13 protein-coding genes and 1 pseudogene are annotated in these 15,400 nt (G+C 64.3%); 5 read left to right on the top strand and 9 right to left on the bottom strand.

Annotation, left to right across the window (positions count from 1 at the left end; all coding sequences use genetic code 11):
- Positions 1 to 272: 272 nt before the first annotated feature.
- Genes HAP41_RS20340 through HAP41_RS20325 form a run of 4 tightly spaced genes read right to left on the bottom strand, consistent with a single transcriptional unit; the run spans position 273 to position 3,472 of the window.
- Positions 273 to 980, bottom strand: coding sequence for a hypothetical protein (locus HAP41_RS20340; protein ID WP_166097308.1), 708 nt, complete (start codon positions 978 to 980; stop codon positions 273 to 275).
- On the bottom strand, positions 977 to 1,414 hold the full coding sequence (locus HAP41_RS20335; protein ID WP_166097310.1) for an acyl-CoA thioesterase: 438 nt from the start codon (positions 1,412 to 1,414) through the stop codon (positions 977 to 979). The genes HAP41_RS20340 and HAP41_RS20335 overlap by 4 nt, the downstream gene beginning before the upstream one ends.
- Positions 1,414 to 2,322: a fumarylacetoacetate hydrolase family protein gene (locus HAP41_RS20330; RefSeq protein WP_166097312.1), complete on the bottom strand. Its 909-nt coding sequence runs from the start codon at positions 2,320 to 2,322 to the stop codon at positions 1,414 to 1,416. The genes HAP41_RS20335 and HAP41_RS20330 overlap by 1 nt, the downstream gene beginning before the upstream one ends.
- 43 nt (positions 2,323 to 2,365) lie before the next feature.
- A complete protein-coding gene (locus tag HAP41_RS20325) occupies positions 2,366 to 3,472 on the bottom strand; it encodes a cupin domain-containing protein (protein WP_166105890.1) in 1,107 nt (368 codons plus the stop codon).
- Between the two features lie 386 nt (positions 3,473 to 3,858).
- On the opposite strand from HAP41_RS20325, the gene HAP41_RS20320 reads away from it, so the two are divergent.
- From HAP41_RS20320 to HAP41_RS20305, 4 genes are all read left to right on the top strand, one after another.
- Complete coding sequence (locus HAP41_RS20320; protein ID WP_166097315.1) at positions 3,859 to 6,018, top strand: thiamine pyrophosphate-dependent enzyme; 2,160 nt, start codon at positions 3,859 to 3,861, stop codon at positions 6,016 to 6,018.
- Positions 6,015 to 7,574 (top strand): indolepyruvate oxidoreductase subunit beta family protein, encoded by a 1,560-nt coding sequence (locus tag HAP41_RS20315; RefSeq protein WP_166097317.1) that lies wholly within the window; start codon positions 6,015 to 6,017, stop codon positions 7,572 to 7,574. The genes HAP41_RS20320 and HAP41_RS20315 overlap by 4 nt, the downstream gene beginning before the upstream one ends.
- A 155-nt stretch (positions 7,575 to 7,729) precedes the next feature.
- On the top strand, positions 7,730 to 8,224 hold the full coding sequence (locus tag HAP41_RS20310; RefSeq protein WP_166097319.1) for a MarR family winged helix-turn-helix transcriptional regulator: 495 nt from the start codon (positions 7,730 to 7,732) through the stop codon (positions 8,222 to 8,224).
- Positions 8,224 to 8,706, top strand: coding sequence for a MarR family winged helix-turn-helix transcriptional regulator (locus HAP41_RS20305; RefSeq protein WP_063984247.1), 483 nt, complete (start codon positions 8,224 to 8,226; stop codon positions 8,704 to 8,706). The genes HAP41_RS20310 and HAP41_RS20305 overlap by 1 nt, the downstream gene beginning before the upstream one ends.
- An 81-nt stretch (positions 8,707 to 8,787) precedes the next feature.
- Here HAP41_RS20305 and HAP41_RS20300 read toward each other — a convergent pair whose 3' ends face one another.
- From HAP41_RS20300 to HAP41_RS20285, 4 genes and pseudogenes are all read right to left on the bottom strand, one after another.
- Positions 8,788 to 9,516 carry an SDR family NAD(P)-dependent oxidoreductase gene (locus tag HAP41_RS20300; protein WP_166097322.1) on the bottom strand — a complete coding sequence of 243 codons (729 nt, stop codon included), beginning with the start codon at positions 9,514 to 9,516 and terminating at the stop codon, positions 8,788 to 8,790.
- A 2-nt stretch (positions 9,517 to 9,518) separates the two neighbouring features.
- Positions 9,519 to 11,135 carry an ATP-dependent acyl-CoA ligase gene (locus HAP41_RS20295; RefSeq protein WP_166097324.1) on the bottom strand — a complete coding sequence of 539 codons (1,617 nt, stop codon included), beginning with the start codon at positions 11,133 to 11,135 and terminating at the stop codon, positions 9,519 to 9,521.
- 7 nt (positions 11,136 to 11,142) lie between these two features.
- The gene (locus HAP41_RS20290) at positions 11,143 to 11,625 is read right to left on the bottom strand and encodes an aromatic-ring-hydroxylating dioxygenase subunit beta (RefSeq protein WP_166097326.1); all 483 of its coding nucleotides are present in this window, start codon (positions 11,623 to 11,625) and stop codon (positions 11,143 to 11,145) included.
- A pseudogene (locus tag HAP41_RS20285) lies at positions 11,622 to 11,816 on the bottom strand (oxidoreductase); the annotation flags it as partial. The pseudogene HAP41_RS20285 and the gene HAP41_RS20290, both read right to left, overlap by 4 nt.
- A 41-nt stretch (positions 11,817 to 11,857) precedes the next feature.
- Here HAP41_RS20285 and HAP41_RS20280 point away from each other — a divergent pair.
- Entirely contained in the window at positions 11,858 to 12,181 is a 324-nt protein-coding gene (locus HAP41_RS20280) for a tetratricopeptide repeat protein (protein WP_224580792.1), read from the top strand.
- A gap of 355 nt (positions 12,182 to 12,536) precedes the next feature.
- Here HAP41_RS20280 and HAP41_RS20275 read toward each other — a convergent pair whose 3' ends face one another.
- A complete protein-coding gene (locus tag HAP41_RS20275) occupies positions 12,537 to 15,389 on the bottom strand; it encodes an ATP-binding protein (RefSeq protein ID WP_224580793.1) in 2,853 nt (950 codons plus the stop codon).
- Positions 15,390 to 15,400: the final 11 nt, after the last annotated feature.

The following is a 15,400-nucleotide window of genomic DNA, read 5'->3' as shown; positions in this document are numbered from 1 at the left end:
CAGGGCGACGAGAGCAAATGGTTTCGCTATCGTAGTCATGGTCGGTCCCTCCCTGGAGGCATGACAATCCCCGCATCAGAGTCGCCCCACGTTGCGATGATAGCAGAATTCACACGAGCATGCGCTAAGATTGCTATGTCGTTTCGTCGCAACCTTGGAGTGTTTACAAAGGTTACCGGCATAGCGAGTCCGGCGCGATCTGACGGCCAAAGCGGACATCTGGCGATCCATCTCAATTCACGGCTCACGCCATCGTTTTCACGCTCTCGGCTCTAGCGCTTCGGCCGCACCACCCGCGTCAGCATCGGAAAATGCTTGTTGCCGCCTGCGAATGGCGGGAACTGGACGAAGTCTGCGCGCATGCGCTGGATCACGTCGGAGCCGAGCGCGTGCGCGAGGGCTTGCGGGCTGTCGAACACCAGCTTGTTGCGCTGCATGTGCTCGACGCGCTGCGACAGCAGCCGGTCGACCCAATCGATCCGGGTGTAGATCTCGATCTGGCGAACATCAGGGAAGGTTCGCATGATCGATGGATGATGCTCGAGATAGTGCAGGTTCCAGGCGTTCATGTCCTCGGCCGGGCCGGGATAGTGCACAAGGTAGCTGCACGGAGCGGTCGTGCCTGCCGGATGTTCGGCGACCTCGACGGGAAACGCGCGCGTCAGCATCACCTGGTGCGTGACGTCCAAGCCGGTGAGGCTCGCCAGTCCGGCCCCCGTCGCGAGACCGGCAAGGACACCGCCGCGGTCCATTGCCGCCTCGCAGGCGAGCAGGTCCGGAAACCGCAGTTGAAGCGCAAACACCGGGCCGGAGCCATCGGCCTTGTAGGGATGATCGACCGACTGTTCGAGCGGCGTGAACAGCAAGCCCTCGGTCGTGTCAGGGATCGATCCGACCAGCTCCGCCACGGCGTCAACCTCGTCAGGATGAATTCGCCGTTCGCCTGCCGGATCGGAGAAGGTCATGAACAGCGAGATCATGCGGGCGTTGCCTCAGCGCCCTCGCCCGCGCTCACATGCGCCATCAGCGCGGCGCGAATGTCATCCGGCCACGGGATCGCATGGTGATCCACCAGCGACGTCGCGGCCAGGATCTGGCGGGCGCGCCAGCGCATGCCGTTCGCGCCGGAGACGACATGCTCCAGATGGAGCGACGATCCGCCGACCCGGCTAATGCGCAATCCGAACGTCAAGAGATCGCCGAACATCGACGGCCGGGAAAAGTCGCAGGACAGATGCACCGTGGGCGTCCCGATTTTCCGGACCGTGATCAGCTCCGGCCATGGAAATCCAATTCTCGCCCAGAAGTCTTCGACGACGCCGTTGAGGATGTTCAGGTAGGACGGGAAGTACGCGATCCCCGAGGGATCGCAGTCTCCGAACCTCAGCTCGCGATCGAACGAGAACGACGTCATCAGATCGCAACGACCGGATGCCTGATGACACCGACGCCGTCGACCCCCGCTTCCACCACGTCGCCCGGCCACAACCATTCCTGGGGAGTCCTGCCGGCGCCGACGCCCTCCGGCGTTCCCGTTGCGATGATGTCGCCCGGCTCCAGCGTCATGCCCGATGAAATGTCCGATATCAGGACCGGAATATCGAAGATCATGTATTTGGTATTGGAGTCCTGCTTCATGACCCCGTTCTTCGTCAGCCACAGCCGGAGGTCATGCGGGTCGGGAATTTCGTCCGCGGTCACGATGCAGGGGCCGAACGGCGCGTAGGTGTCCATGCCCTTGGAGAAGATCCACTGGCCGGCGCGGCGATTGTCGCGCGCGGAAATGTCGATCATCACCGAATAGCCGAAGACGTGGTCCATCGCCTTGTCGGTCGCGATCCGGGTTGCGGTCTTGCCGATGATGACGGCGAGCTCGACTTCCCAGTCGAGCTGCTGCGTCATCTTCGCATTGTGCTGGATCGCGCCGCCGGGGCCGATCACCGACGTCGGCGGCTTGGAGAAGACGACCGGCTGCTTCGGCAGATCCTTGTCCGTGTCCAGGCTCTTGGCGGACTCCGCCACATGCGCACGGTAGTTCAGCCCGATGCCAAAAATGTTCTTGCGGGGCCGCGGGATCGGGGCCTGCAGCTTCACGTCCTCGAGCGGAACGGCGGAGCCGGCCGGCAAGCGTCCATCGGCATCGTCCAGACGCTCCTTCGGCGCCGGCAGCAGTGTCACGCTGTTGTCGATGAACGACAACATGTCGCTCGGCCATGCAAAGCCATGCGACGCACCGAGGTGCTCGACGTCCACGACCAATCCGTCAACGAGGACCCCGAGGCGGGCACCACTGGAGCCCAAGGTGTAGGTAACAAGGCGCATGAAGCTTTATCCGGCTCTTTCGGTTGAATTCTGTGCGGGGACGTCAGGCCGCGACTGGCTGATGGCCGGCATTGTCGCCATAGGCCTCTTCCCGGTAGAAGCCGAGACTCTCGATGACGGGCAGATCGTTGAAGCAGAACAGGCAGGCGTCCTCGCTGCCCGAGGCATTGCCGTGCTCGTGCCAGGCCCAGGAGGGAACGCAGAAGATGTCGCGCTCCTGCCACTCGAAACGCTGGCCGGCGATGATCGAATAGCCGCGCCCCTTGGCGACCTGGTAAATGAAGCTGCCGGTGTGCCGATGCGACTTCGTCTTCTCGCCCGGCCGCAGCAGCTGCATGCTCGCGCCGATCGTCTGCATCACGTGCCCGCCGGTGACCGGATTGACGTAGTTCATGAGAATGCCGTCATAGGGCGAACCGTCGGTCGCGGCGGCGTATTTGCGCAAGGACTCGTAGGTCGGCTCCCACTCGTATTTGAACATGGGAGAATAGCCCTTCGACCATTTCGAAGCCGCCGGCCGAAGCCCGGGATTGCCCCAGGTCTTGGTCATGTCGTCAACGGGATAGCCGGAGTCCTCCTGCTGCACCTTGGGATGGACCGCGAAAAAGTTCGCCTCCAGCGCGTTGACCAACGGGATGTCCAGGCCGTCCTGCCAGATGCACATCGAACCGTTAGCTTCGACGCCATGCTCGTGCCAGGTTCCGTTCGGCGTGAGCACGAAATCCCGCGCCCCCAGCGTCATCTTGTGCCCGTCGACGATGGTGTAGGCGCCCGCCCCCTCCATGATGAAGCGCAGGGCTGAAGCCGAGTGCGCGTGCGCTGTTGCGACCTCGCCGGGATGCATCACCTGCAATCCCGAATAGAGCCAGCCGACCGCGGCCGACACGTCGCGGCGGCCGGGATTGTTGAGATAGATGACCCGCCGCCCCGCCTTCTCCGGCGAGACCAGCTCGACCGAGCGCAGCACGTGCTCGCGCAGATCGTTGTAGCGCCAGAGCACGGGAACGGAGGCCGATTGCGGCGCCCACGGCTCGATCTTGTTGGCGACCGTCCACAGCGCGCCGGCTTCGTACTTTTCGAGGTCCTTGTAATAGGCCTTGAGCTCGGGGGTGTCCTCGACATTGGCCCGACCGACGATGTTTTCGCGCATCCTATCCTCCAAGTCCTGCCCTTTGGCACCGTTGACGCGACGCGTCCCGAACTCTCGTTCCGATTTGCCAAGCGGCGCCGGCCGACGGCGATTGACCCGCAGATCGAAGATGTCGAACCGGTTGTAGCGCCTGATGATGTCGTGCATTGGCTGCGGCTTCACGGACCAGTGAAGCCGCCGTGTCGGCTGTCGCGCCCGGGTTGAGATAGACAGGTGAAGCCTGGACGGCGGCGGCTCTAGAGCGAGGCAGCTTCAGCATTGGCCCTACCCTGTCGCTGGCTCATGACCGCCTTGTCGGAGCAGAGGTCCGCAAGCGTGATAGCATGGCGCGGCGTTGACTTACTTCACATGTAAACGTATGCTATCGCATATTTCTGGAGGGTGCAATGGCTGAACGGTCTTTTGCTCGCGAAGTCGAGGATCTCCGGCTCGGCGATGGCGATACGTTCCGCGGCGAAGGCATCCTCGCCATCACCAAGGCGCTGCTGCAATCCGGCGTCGCCTATGTCGGCGGCTACCAGGGCTCGCCGATCTCGCACCTGATGGACGTGCTCGCCGACGCCAAGGACGTGCTCGACGATCTCGGCGTCGTGTTCCAGAGCTCCGCCAACGAAGCGGCCGCAGCCGCAATGCTGTCGGCCTCGGTGATGTACCCCCTGCGCGGCGCGGTGGCGTGGAAGTCGACGGTCGGCACCAACGTCGCCTCCGACGCGCTCGCCAACCTCGCCTCGGGCGGCGTCACCGGCGGCACCATGATCATCGTCGGCGAGGACTATGGCGAAGGCTCCTCCATCATGCAGGAGCGGACCCATGCCTTTGCGATGAAATCGCAGATGTGGCTGCTCGATCCCCGCCCCGATCATGAATGCATCGTCAATCTGATCGAGAAGGGTTTTGAGCTCTCCGAAGTCTCGAACACGCCCGTGATGCTCGAGGTCCGCGTCCGCGCCTGTCACATGCACGGCAGCTTCGCCTGCAAGGACAACGTCAAGCCGGCACACACCATCAAGGACGCTCTCAACAACCCCAGGCGCGACGTCAACCGCATCGTGCTGCCGCCGGCGGCCTATGAGCACGAGCAGGAGAAGATCAAGACGCGGCTGCCCGCGGCGATCAGCTTCATCCGGGACAACAAGCTGAACGAATGGATGGGGCCGAAGCAGGGCAAGGTCGGCATCATCATGCAGGGCGGCATGTACAACAACGTGATCCGCGCGCTGCAATATCTCGGGCTGTCGGATGCCTACGGCAACACACAGGTTCCGCTCTACGTCATGAACGTTACCTACCCCGTGATCGACACCGAGGTCGCGGAGTTCTGCGTCGACAAGGACGCCGTCCTGATCGTCGAGGAAGGCCAGCCGGAATATCTGGAGCAGGCGATCAACACCGTGCTGCGCCGCAGGGACATCCAGGCGCGCATCCACGGCAAGGACGTGTTGCCGATGGGCGGCGACTACACCGCGCAGGTTCTGCTCGGCGGCGTCAGGGAATTCCTGAAGAAGACCGAGCCGCGGCTGCTCGGCAACCGGCCGCCGGCGCCGGACGCCGTTCCCGTGCTCAATCACCCCGCGGTCGAGAAGCTCAAGCAGGTCGTGCCGGCGCGCCCTCCCGGGCTCTGCACCGGCTGCCCGGAGCGGCCGATCTTCGCCGCCATGAAGCTCGTCGAGGAAGAGCTCGGCCAGCATCATGTCTCGGCCGACATCGGCTGCCATCTGTTCTCGATCCTGCCGCCCTTCAATATCGGCGCGACCACCATGGGCTTCGGCCTTGGCCCGGCCTCGACCTCGGCCTTCAACGTCAAGGCCGACAAACGCTCGATCGCGGTGATGGGCGACGGCGGCTTCTGGCACAACGGACTGACCAGCGGCATCGGCAATGCCGTGTTCAACAAGCACGACGGCGTGTTTGTCATCGTCGACAATTTCTACACCTCGGCGACCGGCGGTCAGGACATCCTGTCCTCGCGCGCGATCAACAAGCGGCGCGACACCAACAATTCGATCGTCAAGGCCGTGAAGGGCATCGGCGGCCAGTGGGTGCGTCAGCTCGACCGCACCTATGATGTCGGCAAGATGCGTGACACGCTGAAGGAGGCGCTGACGACCAAGCAGGAAGGCCCCAAGGTCATCGTCGCGTCCTCCGAATGCATGCTCAACAAGCAGCGCCGCGTGAAGCCGCAGATCAACAAGGCCATCAAGGACGGAGTGCGCATCGTCAAGGAACGCTTCGGTGTCGACGAGGACGTGTGCACCGGCGACCATGCCTGCATCCGGCTCTCGGGCTGCCCGTCGCTTTCGGTGAAGCAGCTGGACGATCCCCTGCGCGACGATCCCGTTGCGGCGATCGACAATTCCTGCGTCGGCTGCGGCAATTGCGGCGAGGTATCCGAGGCCGCCGTGCTCTGCCCCTCGTTCTATCGCGCGGACGTCATTCACAATCCGACCGGCTGGGACAGGTTCAAATCCAGGGTCGCGATGGCCGTGATCGGCTGGTTGCAACGGCGGCGTGATCGCCGGCGTCCGGCACTCGAGGCGTTGGCATGAGAGACGAGACGGTCCGGCTGGCCCTCCCCGCCGCCGGCGAGGCAACCGAGCGGCCGATCTCCATCGCGATCGTCGCGATGGGTGGCCAGGGTGGCGGCGTGCTGACCGACTGGATCGTTCAGTTGGCCGAGAACCATGGCTGGGTCGCGCAGTCGACCTCGGTGCCCGGCGTCGCCCAGCGCACCGGCGCCACGATCTACTATATCGAGGCGATGCCGCCGCTCGACGGCCGCAAGCCGATCCTGTCGTTGATGCCGACGCCCGGCGACGTCGACGTGGTGATGGCGGCGGAGTTCATGGAGGCCGGCCGGTCGATCCTGCGCGGCCTCGTGACGCCGGATCGCACCACGTTGATCGCATCCAACCACCGGTCGTTTGCGATCGGCGAGAAGATCGCACCGGGCAACGGCATCGCCGACGGCGGCGCTGTCACCGGCGCCATCGGGGTTGCCGCCAAGTCCGAGATCATCTTCGATCTGAACGCGCTGGCGATCGCGCATGGAAGCGTCATCTCGGCCGCGATGTTCGGTGCGCTCGCGGCGGCCGCTGTGCTGCCGTTCAGCCGCGACAGCTATCTCGACGTGATCCGCGCAGGTGGGAAAGGCGCCAAGGCTAGCGTGGAGACGTTTGAAGCCGCGTTCGACCGGGTCAAGACCGGCTCACCCGAGGTCGCAGCGCCATCAAAGCAGGCCGATCACGTCCCCTCTCCCGCAACGCCCGATCCAGATCTTGCCGGGCTGATCGCAAGACTGAAGCAGGAACTCCCCGAGCCTGCGCTCACCATGGCGCGCGTTGGCTTGAGGAAGGTCGTCGACTTCCAGGACGTCGCCTATGGCGCCGAGTATCTCGACATTCTCAAGACGTTGCACGCGGCCGACCGAAGCGCCGGCGGTGGTGCGCACGCCTATGCCTTCACGGAGACCGCGGCAAAGTACCTCGCCAACGCCATGAGCTATGACGACGTCATCCGCGTGGCCGACCTGAAGACGCGCGCCGGTCGCCGCGCGCGCATCGAGAGCGAGCTCGAGATGTCCGAGGGCCAGGTGCTCCAGACCACCGAGTTCATGCATCCGCGCATGGAGGAGGTCATGGGCGTGCTGCCCGCGGGCTTCAGCCGCTGGCTCGGCGCGCGGCCGCGCCTCCTCGGCTGGCTCGATCGCCGCGTCAACCGGGGACGCCGGGTGCGGACCTACTCGCTGCCCTGGTTCCTGACCCTCTACGTCGTGGCCGGACTACGCGGCCTGCGACGCCGCTCGCTGCGTCACGCCGTCGAGACCGCGCATCGGGACGGATGGCTCAAGGCCGCAACCGACGCGGTCGCCACCAACTACCAGCTCGGTGTCGAGATCCTGCAATGCCGACGCCTCGTGAAAGGCTATTCCGATACCCACAGCCGCGGGCTGTCGAAATTCGACAGGACGCTGGCGGCGATCAAGCTGGTCGAACGACGCGAGGATGCCGCCGATTGGGCGCGCCGCCTGCGCGAGGCCGCGCTGAAGGACAGCGCTGGCAAGGAGCTCGACGGCGTGATCCAGACCATCAAGACTTTTGCATGATTCCATCGGAGGGGAACGCCGGAGTGGATTGCCGTTCGCCCCCCAAGACGTCAGGATCAGGCGACTTGACTACGATTCTCAAATTGTTAATCGGAGCGAAAGACCCGCGATAATCCCTCCAATCGACGAGACACCTTGTACTCGATGGTCATGCAATGCCGGCAGCACTCAAAGAGAACATTGTTCCCGTCCCTGGGCAGATCGAAACCCGGCTCTGGCTCCAATTGCTGTCGCTGCATGGCGAGCTGTTCGCGTCGCTGAATTCGATGCTGAACTCCGAGTTCGGCCTGTCGCTCGCAAAATTCGACGTGCTGGCCCAGCTCGATCGCTATAGCGATGGCCTCGCGCTCGGGCAGTTGTCGCAAAATCTGAAAGTCACCGGCGGCAACGTCTCGGGCCTGGTGCAGCGTCTTCTCGCCGACGACCTCATCAGCAGGGAAATGTCGAGCGAGGACCGGCGGTCCTTCATCGTGCGCCTGACGCCGAAAGGCGAGGCGCTGTTCAGGAAGGCAGCCGACGTCCACAAGAAGCATCTCGGCAAACGGCTCGAGAATGTTTCGGCCCGGGAGCTGGACGGTGCGCTGTCCGTACTGAAATCCCTTTCTTCAAAACTTCATACCGAGAGCAAGAAGCAAAGTCGCAAGAGATAATGGCCAGAGAATCCAAGAGCAGATGGAAGTCGGGTCCGCCGAGGACGAGGGACCAGCTGCAAACCTACATCCCGTATCTGTTCAACCGGCTCGCCAATCGCTGGAATCTCGATCAGAACCGCGACCTGAGCGACCACGGCATCAACAATGTCGTGTTCCGGACGCTGTCGGTCCTGTTCATCTACAAGACCCTCACGGTCAACGAGGTCGCCGTTCTCGCGGTGACCGAGCAGTCGACGGCGAGCCGCATGGTCGAGTCCATGGTGTCATCGGGCCTCGTCAAGCGCGAGATCGCGGAGGAAGACCAGCGTCGCCGGGTCGTGGGTCTGACCCCGGACGGCGAGGCGCTGCTGCGCAAGATCTGGCCAATCATGGCGAGCAACTACGACAAGCTGATCGAAGGCATCGAGCCTGACGACATCGAGGTCTGCGCGCGCGTGCTGGCCAAGATGGTCGAGAACATCCGCCAGAACCAGATCTGATCTTGTTTATTGGAGCATGATCTTTTCGGAAAACCGCTTCACACTTTGCGCTAACGCGGCCCTCCGGGTCCGGATCATGCTCTACGGGCCAAGGCCGACGAGGCTGGTGCCGCCGCAGACATAGAGCACCTGGCCGGTGACGAAATCGGAACGTTCGTCGAGGAAGAAACTGATGGCGTGCGCGACATCCTCGCGCGAGCCGAGCCGCCCGACCGGCACGTTGCGCGCCATCCGCTCCTGCTGCTCGGAGCCCTTGGGGATGATGCCCCAGAAATTGTCGGTCAGGATCGGCCCTGGTGCGACGACATTCACCGTGATGCCGCTCGCTGCAAGCTCGAGCGCCCAGGTCCGCGCCATGCCGTGCACGCCGGCCTTGGTCGCGGAATAGGCCGACCGCGTCGCCGCGCCCATCGCGGCCCGCGAGCTGACGAACACGATGCGGCCGAAGCGGCGCGCACGCATCCCCTCCAGCGCCGCCTGGGTCAGCAGCATCGGCGCGCCCAGATGCAGCTGCGCCAGCATCAAAATATCTTCCGGCTTTGCATCGGGCAGCAGGTTCGGCAGGATCACGCCCGCATTGTGCACGAGGCGATCGACGGCGTGATCGCGGCAGATCTCCTGCGCGATCGCGCGCGTCTCCTCGATATTGGAGAGATCAGCGCGATAGGCCGCGAGCAGATCATGCGTCCAGTCCGGCTTCTCCAGCCCGACCGAGACCACGCGCTGCCCGCTCTCGACGAGCTTCTTCGCCAGCGCCTCGCCGATCCCCGAATTGCCGCCGGTGATGAGTGTGGTGCGGATCTCGCTCATGGTCAAACCTGCCGCCGCTTGAGGTCGCGAAGGTCGAAGAACGCGCCGTCGCGCATCAGCCTGGCGACGAAATCCTTCAGGCCGCCGCGCTGGATCTTCTCGGTCGCGGTCAACGGAAGGCTGTCGACGAAACAGATCCAGCCCGGCGCCTTGTAATAGGCCATCTGCTCCAGGCTCCAGCGCACAATCTCCTCGGCGAGCGCGCGGTCCGCACCGGCCTCCTCGGCGATGATGACCGCCGCAACCTCGTCGCCGCGCACCTGATCGGGCGTCGCGGCAACCGCGGCCTGCCTGATCGCGGGATGGCGGTTGAGGACGGACTCGACCTCGACCGCGGCAATGTTCTCGCCGGAACGGCGGATCACGTTCTTCTTGCGGTCGACGAAATGGAGGTCGCCGTCCGCATCGCGCGACACGATATCGCCGGTGTGCAGCCACCCGCCGTCCCACGCCTCGGCGGTGGCGGCCTCGTTCTTCAGGTACTCGCGGAAGAAACCGTAACGCGGGTCCGCGCCTGCGCGCCGCACCAAGAGCTCGCCCGGCGTCCCGACCGGCGCGTCGTTGCCGCTGTCGTCGACGATACGAACGTCGACCTCGGGGGTCGGGCGTCCGAAACAGCTCGTGCCGATCTTGCGCGGCTCGACATTGGCGGCGATGACGCCGCCGCTTCCCGTCTCGGTCATCGCCCAGGCCTCCAACAGCGGAAAGCCAAAGCGCTCCTCGAACGGCGCATGCAGGAGCTTGTCGACGCCGGCACCGAACCCGAAGCGCACGGTATGCGCCCCGTCCTGCTCAGACGCCGGCGCGCTCATCAGCATCGAGGGCATGACACCGAGATAATGCAGACAGGTCGCGCGGCTGTCGCGTACCGAAGCCCACCAGGTGCGCGGATGGAAGCGGTCGAGCATGGTGAGGCTGCCGCCGACCGACAGCATCGCCATCAGCGACACCGCCATCGCGTTCATGTGAAACAGCGGCAGCGGGGTGATCATGCGCTCAAAGTCGGGCTTGAGATCGATCAGCCCGCCGACATCGCGATACCAGTTTCCGGAATGCAGGAAATATGTGTTGGTGAGCACGCAGCCCTTGGGCTGTCCCGTGGTTCCAGACGTATAGAGCAGCGCGCATTCGCTCGCCTCGCTTCCGGCGGTCGAAGGCCGCGCACCTCCGAAGGGTACGGGAACGTCGTCCTGATCAGTCACGACCGGGATCGGCCGGCCGGCCTGGCGCGCCGCGGTCTCCAACTCGTCGCGCCGCTCGGCGAGGACGAACGCCGCATTCATCTCGGAATGCGCAATGATGTATTCGAGCTCGCTGATCCGCAAATCGGGATTGATCGGCACGACGGACACGCCGAGCGCGTTGAGCGCGAACCACAGCTCGACGAACACTGGCCTGTTCTGGAGCAGCAGCCCGACCCTGTGGCCTTCGCCATACCCCCGGCTTGCAAAAGCCGAGCGCCAGCGCTCGACCCGGTCGAGCATGGCGCGGTAGGAAATCTCGCCTGCCGCGATGCCATAGATATCGGCGGTCTCCGGCAGCACGTTGAGGAAGCCCGCCTCCTCCCGGCGAAGGGCGGTCTCGCGAAAGCAGGCGTAGACTGTGGTCGCAGCGGTCAAGGCGTACTCACATGAAAAGCTGGATGTTGCCGAACGGCGCGTCGAAATTGACGAGATCGACCCGCTTGAGCTTGAGCTTGATCTTCAGGGCATCGCCGACCTCTACGAATTCGTGCGACGCCCATCCCGAATAGCGCTCCAGCAGATCACCGCGGGTCTCGGTGTAGATATAGGACGTCCGCGCCTTGTAGACGCCCGCAGCCGGGTCGCACGCCACGATCCGCGGTGCCTGGAGAAGATGATGGCAACGGCTCTTCGGCTTCTGGCTGAAGGTCCGCTCGCCGGCGAGCCGCTCGACCCGCACCTTCTGGAGTAGCAGATCCTCGTACATCAACGAGGGCTGGAGCACCGGATCCTGCTGCTGCCATTCGAGCGGCATCCAGTAGCGCCCTTCGGGGTGAAACAGATCGAGCCAGGCCTGCCATTGCATCGTGTCGAGCAGCTCGGCTTCCAGATAGATGAAGTCCGTGATGGCCTTCTCGTCGATCATTCCGCGGCCTCGACACGCTTGTCCATGTCCATGGTCATGAATTTCGACCAGGCGTGGAACTGGTTTCGCATCTGTCGCTCAGACGTGCCGTTGATCACGGCCGTGACGTCCTGCTCTTCATGGCTCTCATAAAGGCGCCGCAGATTGACCCATTGGTTGCCGTTCGACTTCAATCCTTCCTGCGCCCGCTCGGCTGCAGAGCCAGCGCTACGGCGCGGCGGCCGGACTTTGCGTGCCGCTCGCGGAAGCTCTGGCGGCGACAGGTCGTGGAGATGAAGCACTCGACATCCTCGATCAGGCGATTGCCCGGGGCCGGCGTCGCAACTTCATGGTGGAGATGCCTGACATGTTGCGGGCAAGGGCAGAAGTGCTGATCCGCAAGGACAATCCCGACTTCCTGGAGGCGGAGCGGAGCCTGGCGCAGTCACTTGACCTGGCCCGACATCAGGGGGCGCTCGGTTTTGAGTTGCGCACGACAATCGATCTTGCAAGGCTATTGCGGCGGCGGGGCCGCCGCAGTGAAGCGCAAGACGTGCTTGCGCCCGTCTATGGATGATTCACCGAGGGGTTCAATACGCCCGTCCTGAAAGCGGCCAGCGAATTGCTGGCCGAATTGGCGTCTCCGCCTTCGGGCTCGCTCGCCGCGAGTTGATAGCCCTGACACACTCGCGTGGGGGGCGCGAACCCGCAGTGGCCCAGGTCGTGCGGCTGGCCGCGATGCCGTGCAATCCGGATAGAAGCGCGCGGCATGGAAAGACCGCGTCGAGGGGCCGACGCATTCTTGGTCCGGCAATAGGACTTCGAAGCCAACGTTCTGGAGCACGGGGGATGCGGCGCTCGCCGAGGCCGCACCTGCGTCCGATGACATGTATCGGACGCCGCCCCCGGGGCATCCTGGAGCACCGCCCGTACTATGAGGTCGAAAACTCCGTCATCATCGCTCTCGCGAGCCTGAGATCCGTGGTCTCGAAACCCTCGGTGAATTTGCCGTACACAAGAGCCAGGATTTGGTGCGCATCGGCGGGACGGCCCTGACTCGTCCTCAACCGTGCCAGGCTGATGGCCGCCCTCAGCTCCCAGAACAGCGCACCTTGGCCGCGCGCCACTTCGAACGCCTTGTCGAAGCACTGCTCGGCAGCGATAGCCGAGCGACGCTCGCCGGGATGCCGGAGCAACTCGCCCTTGATGCGCCAGAGCTCGGCTGCGTACCACCGCTCATCCCTCGCCTCGCAGCGCGCAAGCGCCTCGTCCGCGGTCGCGAGCCCCAGCGATACTTCGCCGACCTCTCCGAGACACGCCGCCAGTTCGCCGAGAGGAAGCAGGAAGCGCGGCAGGAAACGCGCCTCGCCCGCCAGCTCGAGCGCCTTGCGCAGCAACGTCAGTCCGGCGGCGACATCGCCACGCCGCGCCATCACCATGCCCCTGAAGGCGCGCGCCCACACGTTCCACAGACGGATCGGATGACGTTCGGTATGCTCCAGCAGCATGGTGCAATAGCCTTCCGCCGCATCGAGATCGCCGGCCAGGAAAGCAATCGGACAGGCACCCTGGCCAAGCACGCTGCAGAAGGTCAGAGCATGACCACTCGCTCGGCCCTCCTCGACATTGCGCTCGACGACGCTCAGTGCCTGATCCGCCAACCCGAGAAGCCACAGGATGCGCGCCTGGAAATAGCGTGCCGAGGCTCGCAGGTCGAACCTGAAACGGATCACCTGCGGCTTCGCCGCCAGATCGGAAAGGCGAGACAAGGTCCGCCCAATGTGATGATGCGCCAGCCGCTGGTCGCCGAGGTAGTGCAGCGTGGTGGCAAGCAGCCGATCGCCCATCATCCGGTCGACCGAATTTTGGGAATCGGCCACGATATCCGCGAAGCGGTGCGCGAATTCCAACGCCTTGCGGAACTCGCCGTTGTTGAATTGATCGATGCAGAGCCCCCAAAGCGCACGCAACAGATAGTCGCTGTCGCCGAGCTGCTCGGCCAGCTGCAGGGTCGCCGCCCAGGCCGGACCGGCCTCTCGAGCCCTGCCAACGCCGTACATCAGTGACCAGCCAAGCGCGGCCGATAATTGCATGCGGAGCCGCAAAGCGCCCGCGGCGCTGCCGTCGAGGCTGGCCAACGCCAGTTCGGTCCGCTCGCGGCACTCGGCGAGGAGCGACAATTGTACCCACAACGGGACGGCCCCTGCGGTCAGCGCCACTCCGATCTGCGCATCTCCGTCGGGCGAGAAAGCCCAATCGAGGCTGGATCGTACGTTGTCGATGTGCTGGCCATAGAAGCCGAGCCACTCCGCCTGCGGCTTCACTTCGCTGTCAGCTTCCGCATTCGCAAAGAACCCGCCATAGTATCCGGCCTGGCGGCGCGCGACGCCGGGAAATTCGCCGCTGGCGTGAAGCTTTTCCAGCGCATAGGCGCGCGTGGTGTCCAGCAGGCGATAGTACGGGCGCTCGCCGCGAATATCCGCAAGGACGAGCGACTTTGCCACCAGGTTGGCAAGCTCCGCGGTGACATCGCCCATCCCTTCGCTCGCGACCGCGATCACGGCATCGAGCAGAAACTCTCCGGCAAACACGCCGAGCCGCCGCAGGACCCGCGCCTCGGCGTCCGGCAGTAGATCGTAGCTCCAGTCGAGCGTCGCACGAAGCGTTTGCTGCCTGGGCAACGCAGTACGCCGGCCGGTCGTCAGAAACTTGAACCTGTCGTCGAGAAGTGCCGCGATCTTCGGCGGACTGAGCATCACGGCGCGTGCCGCCGCGAACTCGATCGCGAGTGGAATGCCATCCAGCCGGCGGCAGATGGCTGCGACGGCATCGAGGTTCTCTTCGTCGAGCGCGAAGCTGGAGCCCAGCGCTTTCGCTCTGGTCGTGAACAATTCCACCGCCGTGTAGGCCGATGCGGCGTCAGACCCGAGCCGGACTTCGGGCGGCACACCCAGGGGCGGAACGCGATAGACATGTTCGCCGTCAATGCGCAGCGCTTCGCGACTTGTCGCCAGGACGGTCGTTCCGGAACACTGGCTGACGATCGTCTCGGCCAAATGGGCCACGGTATCAACGACGTGCTCGCAATTGTCGAGAATGAGCAACAACTGCCTGGCGCCAATCGCGCGCGCTATGGAGCCCGGGGTGATCTCCTCCCCTTCGAGCTTGATACCGAGCATGCTGGCGACGGCCGAGGGCACGAGCTTGGGATCGGGCAGCGAGGCCAATTCGACCAGCAACCGGTCGGCCGCAAAACCGGCTGGCAGCGTCCTGGCGGCTTGTAGTGCAAGGGCTGTCTTGCCAATCCCGCCAGGCCCGACGAGGCTCACGACGCGATAAGCCGACAGAAGCTCCCACAAACGCGCGACCGCGGTGGTGCGGCCGATGAGAACGAATGATGCATTGGGAATGTTGGTCGACGGCAGTGGCTGGGGTGCGGCAGATTGTAGCGGGGCATCCATCTGCCGGGTCCGCCATGAACCCAGCAGGCGATAGCCCCGGCCGACCGTTGTCGCCAGCATGTCACGATCCGAACCAAAGGCCTTCCGGATCGCCGCGATATGGACCCGAAGTGCACTCTCCTCGACGAAGACGCCGCGCCAGACACGCTCTGTCAGGTCATTTTTGGTGACCAGCCCGCCTTCGGCCTGAGCCAATTCCGCAAGAATCTCAAAGGCACGACCGCCCAGAGGAACGGACTCTCCCATCGAGCGCAGTTCGCGTCTGGCAAGATCGATCTCCCATTCAGCGCAGGCGTAGACGGGGCGCTGGTTTGGCTCGGCCATCATCGGCATAG

The sequence above is a fragment of the Bradyrhizobium barranii subsp. apii genome (assembly GCF_011516635.5).
Taxonomy (GTDB): domain Bacteria; phylum Pseudomonadota; class Alphaproteobacteria; order Rhizobiales; family Xanthobacteraceae; genus Bradyrhizobium; species Bradyrhizobium barranii.
The sequence above is the reverse complement of the archived record's forward strand: the minus strand, read 5'-3'. Positions and strand labels throughout refer to the sequence as shown.

Bases quoted from the DNA above. Each gene is read 5' to 3' on its own strand.
- HAP41_RS20340 (WP_166097308.1), bottom strand. From the start codon at position 980: ATGATCTCGCTGTTCATGACCTTCTCCGATCCGGCAGGCGAACGGCGA.
- HAP41_RS20330 (WP_166097312.1), bottom strand. From the start codon at position 2,322: ATGCGCCTTGTTACCTACACCTTGGGCTCCAGTGGTGCCCGCCTCGGG.
- HAP41_RS20325 (WP_166105890.1), bottom strand. From the start codon at position 3,472: ATGCGCGAAAACATCGTCGGTCGGGCCAATGTCGAGGACACCCCCGAG.
- HAP41_RS20290 (WP_166097326.1), bottom strand. From the start codon at position 11,625: ATGATCGACGAGAAGGCCATCACGGACTTCATCTATCTGGAAGCCGAG.
- HAP41_RS20320 (WP_166097315.1), top strand. From the start codon at position 3,859: ATGGCTGAACGGTCTTTTGCTCGCGAAGTCGAGGATCTCCGGCTCGGC.
- HAP41_RS20300 (WP_166097322.1), bottom strand. From the start codon at position 9,516: ATGAGCGAGATCCGCACCACACTCATCACCGGCGGCAATTCGGGGATC.
- HAP41_RS20305 (WP_063984247.1), top strand. From the start codon at position 8,224: ATGGCCAGAGAATCCAAGAGCAGATGGAAGTCGGGTCCGCCGAGGACG.
- HAP41_RS20335 (WP_166097310.1), bottom strand. From the start codon at position 1,414: ATGACGTCGTTCTCGTTCGATCGCGAGCTGAGGTTCGGAGACTGCGAT.
- HAP41_RS20315 (WP_166097317.1), top strand. From the start codon at position 6,015: ATGAGAGACGAGACGGTCCGGCTGGCCCTCCCCGCCGCCGGCGAGGCA.
- HAP41_RS20275 (WP_224580793.1), bottom strand. From the start codon at position 15,389: ATGGCCGAGCCAAACCAGCGCCCCGTCTACGCCTGCGCTGAATGGGAG.
- HAP41_RS20310 (WP_166097319.1), top strand. From the start codon at position 7,730: ATGCCGGCAGCACTCAAAGAGAACATTGTTCCCGTCCCTGGGCAGATC.